Source organism: Bradyrhizobium tropiciagri, assembly GCF_018130505.1.
Taxonomy (GTDB): Bacteria; Pseudomonadota; Alphaproteobacteria; order Rhizobiales; family Xanthobacteraceae; genus Bradyrhizobium; species Bradyrhizobium tropiciagri_B.
The window spans coordinates 430,865-444,052 of the sequence record NZ_JAFCKH010000002.1 but is presented as its reverse complement, the minus strand read 5'-3'; the positions used below and the strand labels follow the sequence as shown (position 1 = coordinate 444,052).

Sequence of the window (13,188 nt, the reverse complement as noted above, 5' to 3'; positions counted from 1 at the left end):
GGGCACGCTTGCGCTTTGCCCACCCTACGGATCATCGTCAGTTCGCGGGAACGTACTTGCCGTTCTTGACCGTCAAGAGGATGCGCGAGCGGTCGTCGAGGCCGTAGCGGTCCTTTTCGGTCCAGTTGTAGACGCCCTGCGTCGCGGCGATTTCCTTTTCGGTGAGGAAGGCCTGGCGGATCGCCTCGCGGAATTCCGGCGTGCCGGGCTTTGCGGTCTTCAGCGCCGTCGGAATGACGCGCTTCATCACCTCGAAGGCATCGTAGGAGTGGCCGGCGAACTGGCTGCGGCTGTTGGCGCCGTACTTGGCCTCATAGGCGGTGTTGAGCGCAAGGCCGGGCTTCTTGGTCAGCGCGGTGTCGGGCTGGGTCTCCGGCGACATCACCGGGCCCGAGGCCATGATCACGCCCTCGGCGGCCGCACCGGCGATGCGGATGAAGTCCATGCTGGCAGCACCGTGGGTCTGGTAGATCAGGCCCTTGTAGCCGCGCTCGCGCAGCGCGGTCTGCGGAAGTGCGGCGGCAGTGCCGGACGCGCCGACCAGGATGGCATCGGGATTGGCGGCGACGAGCTTCAGCACCTGGCCGGCGACCGAGGTATCGGGCCGCGCGAAGCGCTCTTCGTCGACCATGGAAAGGCCCATCGGCACCGCCTGCGCCTTGAAGTCGTTGACCCAGAGGTCGCCGTAGGAATCCGAATAGCCGATATAGCCGACGGTCTTGATGTTGTGCGCCTTCATGTGCTCGTACAGCACCTTGCCCATGATCGGAATCGACTGCGGCAGGTCGACCGACCACTTCATGCGCGCTTCGTTGATCGGAAACGGCGCCAGGCCGAAATGCGGAATGCCGGCCTCGTTGGCGACGGTCGACACCGCAATGGTCGGCGGCGTCGTGCAGGAGCCCATGATGATGTCGGCCTTGGACTCGGTGACGAAGCGCCGCGCGTTGGTGGTCGCCGCGGTCGGATCACCGCCGTCATCGAGCACGATCAGCTTCAGCGGCACGCCGCCGATTTCCTTCGGCACGAAATCGAGCGCGTTGCGCTCGGGAATGCCGAGCGCCGCGGCAGGCCCGGTGGTCGAGATCGAGATGCCGATCGTGATCTCGTTGGTCTGCGCCCGAACCGGCGAGCCCGCGAGCGCCACGATCGTCGTGAGCGCCGCTGCGGCAAAATAGGCCTTCTTCATTCATTCCTCCCTGGGGATCAATTTTTTCGGTTTAAACCGGTTTTGCGGGCCAATTCAGCCCCTTCTTTAGGTCATGAGGGGCTGCACGTCAGCCCGTGGTAAATCAGCCCTTCATGAAGCGGTCGATCATCTCCTGCGGAAACGGCGCCGATTTCAGTTTGTCCGGATCGTCGGGATGGCGGCCGACCAGCACCCGCGTCTCGAACGCCTCGATCGCCAGCGCCTCGCCCTTGAACACGCGATGCGTCACCTCGAAGCTGGAGCGCTTGATGCCCTCGATCCGCGTCTCGATGCTGATCCAGTCGCCATGGGTCGACGGGATGTGGAATTTCGCCCGCGTGTCGACCATGGGAATGCCGACCAGGCCGTATTTGTGCACGAGGTCCTGCTTCGAGAAGCCGGCCGCTTCGAACATGATCGAGGTCGAATCGTCGAACATCGCGAAGTAGCGCGGGTAGTAAACGATGTTGGCGGGGTCGCAGTCACCCCACTGAATCTGCACGTCACGTCGATGAACGAACATGATTGACCTCGATCAGTCCCGGATCATGCTCGTATCTCTCTATTTGAGCATGATCTTATCGGAAAACCGCTTCGCACTTTTCCGGATCATGCTCTAGCGCGGCGCCATCCGAAGCGCGGCATCGAGCCGCACCACTTCGCCGTTCAGATAGGGATTGTCGATCATGTGCAACGCCAGCGAGGCGAACTCGTCGGCCTGGCCGAGCCGGCGCGGGAACGGGATCGCGGCGGCGAGCGAATCCTGCGCCTCCTGCGGCAGGCCCGCGAGCAGCGGCGTCATGAACAGGCCCGGCGCAATGGTCAACACGCGGATGCCGAACTGCGAGAGTTCGCGCGCGATCGGCAAGGTCATCGCGACGATGCCGCCCTTCGAGGCCGAGTACGCCGCCTGCCCGATCTGGCCGTCATAGGCGGCAATCGAGGCCGTGCAGATCACGACGCCGCGCTCGCCGGTCGCCTGCGGCTCCAGCTTGGACATTTCAGCGGTCGCAAGCCGCAGCATGTTGAAGGAGCCGATCAGGTTGACCTTGATCACCTTGTCGAAATCGGCGAGCGCCATCGGCCCTTCGCGGCCGATCACGCGTTTGGCGACGCCGATGCCGGCGCAGTTCACCAGCACGCGGGCCGGGCCGTGCGCCTTGGCAGCCTGCGCCACCGCGGCTTCCGCGGCGGCGGCATCGGCGACGTCGCAGGCGAGCGCAATGCCGCCGATCTCGGCGGCGACGCTTTCGGCGAGCTTGGCGTTGAGGTCGCAGACCGCGACCTTGGCGCCCTGCGCGGCCAGAAGACGTGCCGTGGCAGCGCCCAATCCCGATGCGCCTCCGGTGACGATGGCGGCCTGGTCCTTCAACTGCATGGCGTTCTCCTCTCTCGAAATCAGGTCAGTGTGATCACGGCGGCCGGCGGCGCCGGCGCGTAGAGCGTCTCGATCAGCGCGGTGCGATGCTCCAGCACCGCGCGCTGGTTGATCGAGCCCTTGTCGGTGACTTCGCCGCGATCGATCGACAGCGGGGTGTCGAGCAGGATCGCGCGGCGGATGCGGTTCGACGAGCCGGTGGCCCCGGTGAGCACCCGCGCGAAGCGCTCACGGAACGCCGCGCGCACCGCGGGATCGCCCGCCGCCGCCGCGATGTCATTGGCTTTGAGGCTCGGGTTGATCAGGCGGCAGCCGTCGAGATCGAGGACCACGATCGCGGCGAGTTCGTCGCGGTTGATGCCGGCGATCACGACGTCGCGCACCAGCGGCGCGCAGGCGCCGACGAAGCGCGCCCGCAGCGGACCGACGCTGACCCAGGTGCCGCTGGCCAGCTTGAAATCCTCGGCGATGCGGCCGTCGAAATTGAAGCCGGCGTCGAAATCGCCGGCATCGGCGGGCCTCAGCGCATCGCCGAATTTGTAAAAGCCTTCCTCGTCGAATGCCTTCGCGGTCAGTTCGGGTTGGCGCCAGTAGCCCGGCGTGACGTTCGGACCCCTGGCGCGCACCTCGAGCTTGCCGTTGTTCGGCACCAGCTTGGCGTCATTGCCCGACACCGGAAGCCCGACATGGCCGGAGCGGCTGGTGTCGGGACGCACCGACATGAAGAACGGCGAGGTCTCGGTGGCGCCGAGCCCGGTCAGCATCGGCACGCGATAGCCCTTCTCCCGGACCGCGAGCTCATCGAGGCTGTTCCAGACGAACGGCGACAGCGCGGCGCCGGAGAAGAACATCGCATGCAGCCGGCCGAAGAATTTTGCCCGCAGGGCGGCATCGTCGCGCAGATAGGGCAGCAGCGCCTCATAGCCCTTCGGGACATTGAAATAGACCGTCGGCGAGATCTCGCGCAGATTGCGCACAGTCTCCTCGATGCCGTCGGGGGTCGGCTTGCCCTCGTCGAGATACATCGAGCCGCCATTGTAGAGCGTCAGCCCGATATTATGATTGCCGCCAAAGGTGTGATTCCACGGCAGCCAGTCGACGATGACGGGCGGCTCGTCCTTCAGGAACGCCAGCGTCTCGCGCAGCATCACCTGGTTGGCGCAGATCATGCGCTGGGTGTTGACCACCGCCTTGGGATTGCCGGTCGAGCCGGAGGTCAGCAGGAATTTTGCGATCGTGTCGGGCCCGATGCCGTCATGGATAGCGTCGAGCCGCTGATCCTCAGGCGCCGCCATGAGATCGGCGAGCCGCGTCACCGTGCGGCCGGGTACCTCGCCGCGCGTCGCTGCGATCTCGACATCGTGTGTGACATTGGCGAGCAGCGCGTCGGCGAACTTGCCGGCATCGTCGACGAAGACCAGGCCCGGCGTCAGCAGCTTGATGACGAAATTGAGCTTGCCGTAGTCGCGCGATACCAGCGAATAGGCCGGCGACACCGGACAGAATGGGATGCCGGCATAGAGCGCGCCGAACGCGAGCAGCGCATGGTCGATCGAATTGCCCGACAGGATCACAAGCGGCCGCTCGGCCGACAGCCCGCGCGCGATCAGCGCCGAGGCGATGCGCCGCGTCGTTGCCAGCAATTGTGCGTAAGTGACCTCGCGCCAGCCACCGCCGGCGGCACGCTCGGCCATGAACACACGGTTCGGCTCGGCCGCCGCCCAGTGATGCAAACGGTCGGTGATGCGGACCGGATAATCGGCGAGCGCAAGTTTCGGCCGCAGGTAGATGGTGCCGTCGTCGCGGCGCTCCACCGTGACGTCAGGATTGCCGAACGAGATCGGGCGCAGCGGATGCGCGCTGGCCGCGGCCGCTGAGATGTCCGGCTTTGCGCTCATTTCGGCTTCACCTTGGCGGTCTTGCGGTCGAGGAAGGCGCGGATCCGCTTCTTGGCTTCCTTGTCGCTCTGCGCGACGGTCGCCATCAGCGATTCCATCAACAGGCCGGTCTGCGGATTAGCCTCGGCGATCATCGGCAGCGCCTGCAGCACGGCAAAATTGGTCAGCGGCGCGTTGGCGGCGACGCGTTCGGCCAGCTCCAGCGCCTTCGGCAGCGCGCCGCCGTCCTCGGTGAGGTATTGCGAGAAGCCGTAGGCCGAGCCTTCGGTCGCCGAATAGACCCGCCCGGTCAGCATCATGTCCATCATCCGGGGCACGCCGATCAGGCGCGGCAGCCGCACCGATCCGCCGCCGCCGACAAAGATGCCGCGCTGGCCCTCGGGCAGCGCGAAATAGGCCGACGGCTCGGCGACGCGGATATGCGCGGCGCAGGCCAGCTCCAGCCCGCCGCCGATGACCGCGCCCTTCAGCGCCGCGATGACGGGCACGCGGCAATATTGCACGCGATCGAACACGCGGTGCCACATCTGGGAATGCACGAGGCCCTCGGTGGCGTCGCGCTCGGTCAGTTCGGAGAGGTCGAGGCCGGACGAGAAATGATCGCCGACGCCGTGAATCACGACGGCCCCGACGTCGTCAGGAATCGCGGAGAAGCAATCCTGCAGCGCCAGGATGATGCCGTCGTTCAGCGCATTGCGCTTGGCCGGCCGGTTGAGCCCCACAGTCAGCACCGCGCCCCACGTCTCGATCTGGAGCAGAGCCTCACTCGCGGCGGCGTTTCCCATGGTGTTATTGCTTCCTGTTCAGAATAGTTATGTTCTATAACGATATGGGACGGAGTCAACAGGGATGTCGGGCCTCCTCCACGCGTCGTCCGGCCTGCGCTGGGACGACAGCGAGTCTTTGGCACATCGGCCACCAACAGCGCGGTGTCATCACACGGCTTGACCGGGTGATCCAGTATTCCAGAGGCAGTCGTGCTTGAACCGAGATGCCGCGGCGTACTCGATCGCCCGGTCAAGCCGGGCGATGACGGCGGTGGATTGGGACGCATCGGAATGACGAGTTGATTCTAACCGCTCGGCGGCGCCAGCGGCTGGACGATCTCCTGGAACGGCGGCAGCGCCTCGCAGCGCGCGGCATGGGCCTTCAGCGCGGCGTAGCGCGCATCGAACAGATGCGGATGCGCTTCGCCGGTGAAACGCAGCGCGCAGGCGACCGCGATGTCGGCGTGGCCGATGCGGTCACCAAGCCAGTACGGCGCCGCGACCTGTGCGCGCTCCTTCTCCAACACGCCGAGCACGCCGGAAATCTGCGCCTCGCAGCGCTCGACCCAAAGCTTCAGCTGCTCCTTGCGCAGCACCCGCTCGTAGATCAGGCTCACCGACTTGTCGGCAAGCCCGGTCGCCAGCGCAGTAATGCGCAGATGCTTGCGCCGCTCCGCGCCCGACCGCGCGATCATCGCCCACTCCGGCCCCACCAGCTCGTCGAGATAATCCAGGATCGCGCCGCTCTCGATCAGCGCCTCGCCGTCATCGAGCACCAGTGTCGGCACCCGCCGCAACGGATTGTACGCCGCGACCTGCTCGGCGTCGCCGAAGGTCGACCACGGCCGGTGCTCGAACGGAATCTCGTAGAGTCGCCGCGCGATCGCGGTGCGGCGGACGAAGGGCGAGTCGTACTGGCCGATCAGGAACATCCATCACCTCGTCGGTCATGCCGCGGCAAGCCGCGCCGCGAAAGCTGGGCTTTCGCAGGTGTACGGCCAACGCGGGTTAAAGGTTGCGCTTTGCAGCAGTCTAGACGGGGTGCGCTGCATTGCAACCGAGTGTTTGGCGACGCGTACGGTCTATTCAATCACCGGCACATGCCTTGCCACATCGCGCGGCGCGGTGCCGTCGCGCCGCGGATCGTCGGCAACCTCGATCTGGCGGCGGAACGGACGAAACCCCGAGCGCTGGTAGAACGCGACGGCGGCCGGATGATCGAAGGTGCAGGTGTGCACCCAGACGCGCTGCACGCCGCTGCGCCACGCCAGTTCCAGTGCGCGGTTCATCAGGAAGCGGGCGGCGCCGGTGCCGATGAAGTTTGCGGTGACGCCGAAATAGACCAGCTCGCAATGGCCGCTCTCGCGGAAATCAAGTTCGAGCAGGCCTTCGTCGCGACCATCGACGACGAGAGCGTAGACTTCGATGCCGGGCGCACGGATGACCGCGGCGAGCGCGGCATCAGTGAGCCGGGTGCGGGTGAACCACAGCCACTCCTCGCCGACGCGGCGGTAGAGATCGCGGTACCAGGCGAGCGCCGGCTGCTCGACACGGCGCAGGCGCCACGCGCCGGGCGGATCGTCGCGGCGCGGCGGAGGCGCTGTCATTTCGAGATGCGTGACGACGGCGGCGATCTTGCCTGTGGGGACGTCTGAGTAGCCGTCGGGCAGCAGCATCGCGCGATCTCTTTCATGTTGCGGCGACAAATATCCGCACATCTCGCGGCAGATGCAATGCAACGCTACGTAACAATGTTACCGATTTGTCAGTGGGCGTTTTGGCGAATCGGGCGCTCCATGCGGCGAGGCCACCGGAGCAATGGACCGTGTCGCGCCACCACACGCTGCCGCCGATCATCTACACGCCGCCGCCACCGAAACCGAAGCCCGTGCGGCGGCGGCGAGGAGTGGGCTATGCGGAGGGCGCGAGCGAGGCAAGGGACGCCGCCGAGGTCGAGGACAGTGCAGCGACGCGCAGCGCGCCGGTGCTTCCGCCACATGCGCGTCCCGTCGAAGCGGCGGAACGTCGCGTGCCGTCTCCGAACGGCAAGCTCAGCGACGAGACGCTGCGGGCGATGCTCGATGTGCAGGAGAAGCAGGGGAAGTAGCGGAATGCACTCATCACATACTCACTGTCGTCGCTGCGAAAGCAGGGACGACAGTGAGTATGTGACGCTGCCCGCCCCTACTCGCCCTCGTCGCTCGCCAGTACGCCCTTCACGGCACGGGCCCAGCCGGCCAGCTTGCGCTCGCGCGTCGCCTGGCTCATCCCCGGCTTGAAGCGGTGCTCGAGCCGCCAGTTGTCGGCGAATTTGGCCGGCTCCGGATAGACGCCGGCTTCGAGGCCGGCGAGGTAGGCGGCGCCGAGTGCCGTGGTCTCCTGGATCATCGGGCGGTCGACCGGGGCGTTGAGCAGGTCGGCAAGGCGCTGCATGGTCCAGTCGGATGCGGTCATGCCGCCGTCGACGCGCAGCACGGCGTTGGCGGCGCTCGCCTCCGGCCAGTCGGTGCGCATCGCGGCCCAGAGGTCGAAGGTCTGGTAGCAGACGCTCTCCAGCGTCGCATGCGCGATCTCGGCGGGGCCGGTGTTCCGGGTCAGCCCGATCAGCGCGCCGCGCACCCGCGGATTCCAGTACGGCGCGCCCATGCCGACGAAGGCCGGCACCAGATAGACGCTCTGCATGCTGTCGGCCTTGTCGGCGAGCGGCCCGGTCTCGGCGGCCTGCTTGATGATGCCGAGCCCGTCGCGCAGCCATTGCACCGCGCTGCCGGCGACGAAGATCGAGCCTTCCAGCGCGTAGGTGCGCTGTCCCGCGAGCTGATAGGCGATGGTGGTGAGCAGCTTGTTCTTCGAGGCGACCGGCGTGGTGCCGGTGTTGAGCAGCGCGAAGCAACCGGTGCCGTAGGTCGACTTCATCATGCCGGGCTCGAAGCAGGCCTGGCCGATGGTCGCGGCCTGCTGGTCACCGGCGATGCCGGAGATCGCGATCGGGCCACCGAACAGATCGGCCGTGCTCTCGCCGAAGCGGGCGGAGGAATCCTTCACCTCGGGCAGCATCGAGCGCGGCACGCGCAGCAGCTTGACGAGGTCGTCGTCCCACGCGCCGGTGTGGATGTTGAACAGCAGCGTGCGCGAGGCGTTGGTGGCGTCGGTCGCGTGCACCTTGCCGCCGGTGAGCCGCCACAGCAGATAGCAATCGACCGTGCCGAACAGCAGTTCGCCGCGCTCGGCGCGCTCGCGGGCGCCCGGCACGTGATCGAGGATCCAGGCGACCTTGGTGCCGGAAAAATAGGGATCGATGATCAGACCGGTCTTAGCCGAGATCGCCGGCTCGTGGCCTTCCGTTTTCAGTTTGGCGCAGATGTCGGCGGTGCGGCGGTCCTGCCAGACGATGGCGCGGTGCACGGCCTGGCCGGTGGCGCGGTCCCACACCACGGTGGTCTCGCGCTGGTTGGTGATGCCGATCGCGGCGATGTCCCTCGCCTTCAGGCCGGCCCTCTCCAGCGCGTCGCGGCACACCATGACGGTCGAGGTCCAGATGTCGTCCGGCTCGTGCTCAACCCAGCCGGAGGCCGGGAAATGCTGCGGAAACTCCTGCTGCGCGATGGCAGCGATGGAGATGTCGCCACGAAACACCATGGCGCGCGACGATGTGGTGCCCTGATCGATGGCCAGCACGAATGACATGGGCGGTCTCCCTGGGCGAAGGTGATGGTTCGAGGCCAAAGGGAGCGGATTACCGGGGCGAGGTCAAGCTGCTGGCGTCACGGTTACAGTATCAGACCGTCATCCTGAGGAGCGCGCAGCGCGTCTTGAAGGATGGACGGCCACCGGCCGGGCCGTCGACCCTTCGAGACGGCCGCTACGCGGCCTCCTCAGGGTGACGGTGAAAGAATGGAGCGAGCGGAATAAGCCCGCTCACATCGGCCGGTAGGTCCGCACGTCCGCGGGCACGTTGACGCCGAGCTTGATCGCGCCGACCGAGCGGATGATGTCGTCGCCGAGCAATTGCGCGAAGCAGGCGTAGCCCCAGTCGTTCATGTGCAGGCCGTCGGACGTGACGAAATCGTTGATCGGGATCGCCTGCCGCTCGTGCCAGTCGCGCATCACCTCGAAGCGCGGGAACAGGCCGACATGGCGCAGCGCGGCGATGCGGCCGAGCAGCTTCACCATGCCGCGCGCGCTCTCCGGACGCTCGGTGACGCGCGGCGAATATTGCGGATCGACCAGCACGACGTCGGCGCCGGCGGCCTGGATGCGCGCGACGCCATCCTCGACCTGCTTCTCGGTCTCGGCCGGATCGAGGTTGCGCAGCAGCGCGTTGGTGCCGACCTGCCAGATCACCATGTCCGGATGCACGTCGATCACCTCGGTCTGCAGCCGCTTCATCATCTCGCGCGCGTCCTCGCCGCCCCTGCCACGGTTGACGACGGTGATGTCGGCGGAGGGATATTGACGCTTCAGCTGCGCGGCGAGCCGGTTCGGATAGGTGAACTCCGGCGCCGACGAGCCGTAGCCCTCGGTCGACGACGAGCCGAACGCGATGATGACGACCGGCTTGCCGGCGGCGAGCTTGGCCGCGACATGCGGCAGCGAGCCGGTGGTGTTCGCCACGCCCTTGGGCTGCGTGCACGGCACGCGGTGGAAGATGTCGCTGGCCGACCTCGCGACCTGCTTCACTTTATCGATGGTCTTGTCGATGGTTTTGGCAGCGATGCCGGGTTGCGCGGCAGCGATGCCGGTGGTCGCCGTAGCGGCGGGTTTTTCGGCGTCAGGCTTCGCCGCCTCGAGCTTGGCGCCCGGCAGCAGCGTCGCGTGCTGGCCCGACGGTGCGGTCTGCGCGCGCGACGGGGCGGTCGTGACCGGCACGAGCAGCGCGAGCAGCGCGAGTGTCGCAACGGCGCATGCGCGCTGCCATGTGGTTGCACGAAAAGGGAAGTTAAAACGCATCAACTCGACTTCCTCGATACACTCCAAGGCGCGACGCGATCGGGTTGAACCGTCATCGCGCATTGGCTCGTGGTTCTAGCATGGTCCGTTTCGGAAAACTGCTCCGCACTACTCCGGATCATGCTCTCGTCGTTAAGCATGATCTTTCCGGAAAGCCGCTCCCCATCATGCTCTAGTTCTGCTGCACCGGGCCGAGATGGGCCGCATCGATCACGAATTTCGCCAGGGCGCGGCCGAGACAGGCATGAACCTTCTTGGCCAGGTCGACACCATGCGAGGTGCTGAACAAGTCGAAATAGCCCGCATCGCTCCACTGCTTCATGATCGCGAAGCGGTCGAACAGCGGAACGTCGTGCTGCTGCGCCACCACCTTCATGTTGTCGAGATAGGGCGGCGCAGAAATCATCGTCTCGGTCCGCGGGCTGTATTGCAGATTGACCAGCACCACATCCGTCCCGGCCTTTTGCAGCGCAACGACGCCATCGTCGATGGCGGTGCGGAAATCGTCCGGATCGATCGCTCGCATAGCATCTACGGTTCCGGTCTGCCAGATAACCAAAGTAGGCTTTTTGGCCTCAACAAGCTTAACGAGCGTGCCTACGGTCTCCTCGGCGGTGCTCTTTCCCTGTAGTTCTACGGATAGATCGATGGTCGCCGAGGGCAGCGCTTCCTTCAGCGCGGCCTGCAGCTTGGCCGGGTAGGCGCTGGCCTCGTTGCCGGCGATGGTCGAGGAGCGGCTGCCCACCACCAGCACGTTCAGCGGCTGGTTCGCCTTCACGGCGTCCGCCACCTTCGGCAGCGAGCTCTCGGTGGTCATCAGATAGGCGGGCACCTCGCAGGGCGCGGGCGGCTCGGCAGCGGTCTCGCCGGCGCGCGCGGGCGCGGCTGCCAGAACGGCCGCCAGGCAGGCGGCGGGCAGCGTCAGGCCCAGCATCGTCCACGCGGACTTCATGCTCCCCCTCCCGCCAGATCGGCGTTGCCGCCGGCGCCCTTACGCGAGGCGCCTTTGTCGGCGGAGTGCTTGTACCACGAAATGATCCACGCCATGCCCGACATGATGAGGATGCCGCTGACGCTGATCAAGGCGTGCAGCGCAGCACCGCCCGACACCTCGGCGAGCACGAAATGACCGGCGAAGGCGAGGAACACCCCGAGGCAGAATATCTCAAGCGAATGCTGGCCACACAGGATCAAAGGTCGCAGCCAGCGCGATTTCAGCCCCGGCCAGTCCTTGGGCAGGAAGCGCACGGTCAGCGCGGCGAGCGCCAGGAAGTGCGCGAAGCGCAGCACGTCGAGGTCGGTCTTGTTGATCGGATACATCCACTGCTCGATCACCTTCGGCATGATGTGGCCGAGCTGCGGCACGTGCCAGGTCAGCGTCACGAAGAACGCGGCGACGAGATAGGCGATGCAGAGCCACATCGTGACGTTCGACGACAGGATACGGGACATCCGCCGCGCGCCGCCGAGCGCGCACCAGGCGCCGAACACGAACAGCAATTGCCAGGCGAACGGATTGAACGCCCATACGCCGTTCGGATAGGCCGACAGATAGAGATCGAACTGCCAGGTCACCGCGTAGAGCAGGACCGACAGGCCAAGCGTGATGTCGGGCTTCCATTTCATCAGCCACAGGATCAGCGGCAGGAACAGCATCAAGACGATATAGAGCGGCAGCACGTCCATGTTGACGGGACGGAAGCGCAGCAGCAGCGCCTGCACGATGGTGACGTCGGGCTGCTTGAGGAAATCCATGATCCCCATTTCCTCGCTGTACAGCGGGTTCTCGAACGAGGTCGCGACATAGGAGATCTCGGCGAGGAAGATCGTGAACAGGAAGACATGCGCGACATAGATCTGCCAGACCCGGCGCAGGATCCGCGCGGTCGCGACCACGAAACCGGCCTCCAGCATGGCGCGGCCATAGACGAAGGCCGCGGTGTAGCCGGATATGAAGATGAAGATCTCGGTGGCGTCCGAGAAGCCGTAGTTGCGGATGGTCAGCCAGGTCAGGAGATTGGTCGGCAGATGATCGATGAAGATCAGCCACAGCGCGAGGCCGCGAAACAGATCGAGCCGCAGCTCGCGCTCGCCCGCCGCCGGCAGCGTGATCGCCGGCGAGGCCGCCGCGGCCTTCGCCTTGGCCTCGCTTTTGGCTTTGGCCTCAGCCACCGGCGAACCGGCTATGGGATCGGCAATCGAGCTCATCAGACACCAAAGCGGCCTTCCGGAATCCGGCTCGCCCTGAAGGGATAATATCGGCCCGCGATTTGCGGACAAAGCGTTGAGTGCGGCGGGCTTTAGGACGGAACTATGTTGAAACCGCGATGCGGCGAAACCAAAGGCGGGCGTTTCGGGCCGGTGTTTCACGGCCCGCCAAGCGATTGGTTCCGGTGGATCAATTCGCTATGATGGCGGTCTGTTTGAGCAGGATCGAAACGGGAAGCCGCGCCACGCTTGCCGATCGTGCCTTGAGACCACCGGATTGAGCCTGATGTACCGTGCCGTGACCCGCCAGATCGAAGTGACCGTGGAGCCGAACTTCATGCCGGAACGCTCCTCGGCCCAGAAGCCCGAGTATTTCTGGTCGTATACGATCGTGATCACCAATTCCGGACCCGAGACGGTGCAACTGCGCACGCGGCACTGGATCATCACCGACGCCACCGGCCGCAGGCAGGAGGTCCGCGGCGAGGGCGTGGTCGGCGAGCAGCCGACGCTCGCGCCCGGCGAGCGCTTCGAATACACCTCCGGCGTGCCGCTGCCGACCGCCTCCGGCTTCATGACCGGCAGCTACCAGATGGTCAGCGAAAGCGGCGAACGTTTCGACATCGACGTGCCGACATTCTCGCTGGACAGCCCGAGCCCGGACGGGAAAAGGGTTTTGAACTGACGCGAGCCGCAACGGCAGTGCCGTAGCCCGGATGGAGCGCAGCGCAATCCGGGGCAGGGCCATCCGCGGTTGGCGCGGTCCCGGATTACGCTGCGCTCCATCCGGGCTACGGA

The 13,188-nt window shown here is 65.9% G+C and carries 13 protein-coding genes; 2 read left to right on the top strand and 11 right to left on the bottom strand.

Annotation, left to right across the window (positions count from 1 at the left end; genetic code table 11):
- Positions 1-37 precede the first annotated feature (37 nt).
- The 7 genes from JQ633_RS06325 to JQ633_RS06295 all read right to left on the bottom strand — a co-directional run bounded on the left by JQ633_RS06325 (position 38) and on the right by JQ633_RS06295 (position 6,908).
- Positions 38-1,189: an ABC transporter substrate-binding protein gene (locus JQ633_RS06325; RefSeq protein ID WP_211983580.1), complete on the bottom strand. Its 1,152-nt coding sequence runs from the start codon at positions 1,187-1,189 to the stop codon at positions 38-40.
- A gap of 103 nt (positions 1,190-1,292) precedes the next feature.
- Entirely contained in the window at positions 1,293-1,712 is a 420-nt protein-coding gene (locus JQ633_RS06320; protein ID WP_211983578.1) for an acyl-CoA thioesterase, read from the bottom strand.
- 93 nt (positions 1,713-1,805) lie between these two features.
- Complete coding sequence (locus JQ633_RS06315) at positions 1,806-2,567, bottom strand: SDR family NAD(P)-dependent oxidoreductase (RefSeq protein WP_211983576.1); 762 nt, start codon at positions 2,565-2,567, stop codon at positions 1,806-1,808.
- A gap of 20 nt (positions 2,568-2,587) precedes the next feature.
- The gene (locus tag JQ633_RS06310; RefSeq protein WP_211983574.1) at positions 2,588-4,465 is read right to left on the bottom strand and encodes a feruloyl-CoA synthase; all 1,878 of its coding nucleotides are present in this window, start codon (positions 4,463-4,465) and stop codon (positions 2,588-2,590) included.
- The gene (locus JQ633_RS06305) at positions 4,462-5,250 is read right to left on the bottom strand and encodes a crotonase/enoyl-CoA hydratase family protein (RefSeq protein ID WP_211983572.1); all 789 of its coding nucleotides are present in this window, start codon (positions 5,248-5,250) and stop codon (positions 4,462-4,464) included. Before JQ633_RS06305 ends, JQ633_RS06310 begins: the two co-directional genes overlap by 4 nt.
- Before the next feature lie 287 nt (positions 5,251-5,537).
- Entirely contained in the window at positions 5,538-6,164 is a 627-nt protein-coding gene (locus tag JQ633_RS06300) for a glutathione S-transferase family protein (protein ID WP_211983570.1), read from the bottom strand.
- Positions 6,165-6,314: 150 nt separating this feature from the next.
- Positions 6,315-6,908 (bottom strand): GNAT family N-acetyltransferase, encoded by a 594-nt coding sequence (locus JQ633_RS06295; protein WP_211983568.1) that lies wholly within the window; start codon positions 6,906-6,908, stop codon positions 6,315-6,317.
- A 149-nt stretch (positions 6,909-7,057) separates the two neighbouring features.
- On the opposite strand from JQ633_RS06295, the gene JQ633_RS06290 reads away from it, so the two are divergent.
- The gene (locus JQ633_RS06290) at positions 7,058-7,339 is read left to right on the top strand and encodes a hypothetical protein (RefSeq protein WP_211983566.1); all 282 of its coding nucleotides are present in this window, start codon (positions 7,058-7,060) and stop codon (positions 7,337-7,339) included.
- Between the two features lie 77 nt (positions 7,340-7,416).
- Here the strand turns inward: JQ633_RS06290 and glpK are convergent, their stop codons facing one another.
- The 4 genes from glpK to JQ633_RS06270 form a co-directional block, all read right to left on the bottom strand.
- The gene (gene glpK / locus JQ633_RS06285) at positions 7,417-8,919 is read right to left on the bottom strand and encodes a glycerol kinase GlpK (protein ID WP_211983564.1); all 1,503 of its coding nucleotides are present in this window, start codon (positions 8,917-8,919) and stop codon (positions 7,417-7,419) included.
- Positions 8,920-9,150: 231 nt separating this feature from the next.
- The gene (locus JQ633_RS06280) at positions 9,151-10,182 is read right to left on the bottom strand and encodes an SGNH/GDSL hydrolase family protein (protein WP_211983562.1); all 1,032 of its coding nucleotides are present in this window, start codon (positions 10,180-10,182) and stop codon (positions 9,151-9,153) included.
- 172 nt (positions 10,183-10,354) lie between these two features.
- Complete coding sequence (locus JQ633_RS06275; protein WP_211983560.1) at positions 10,355-11,134, bottom strand: SGNH/GDSL hydrolase family protein; 780 nt, start codon at positions 11,132-11,134, stop codon at positions 10,355-10,357.
- A complete protein-coding gene (locus tag JQ633_RS06270) occupies positions 11,131-12,390 on the bottom strand; it encodes an OpgC domain-containing protein (protein ID WP_211983558.1) in 1,260 nt (419 codons plus the stop codon). Before JQ633_RS06270 ends, JQ633_RS06275 begins: the two co-directional genes overlap by 4 nt.
- Before the next feature lie 286 nt (positions 12,391-12,676).
- On the opposite strand from JQ633_RS06270, the gene apaG reads away from it, so the two are divergent.
- Entirely contained in the window at positions 12,677-13,075 is a 399-nt protein-coding gene (gene apaG / locus JQ633_RS06265) for a Co2+/Mg2+ efflux protein ApaG (RefSeq protein WP_211983544.1), read from the top strand.
- The last annotated feature ends 113 nt before the right edge of the window (positions 13,076-13,188 follow it).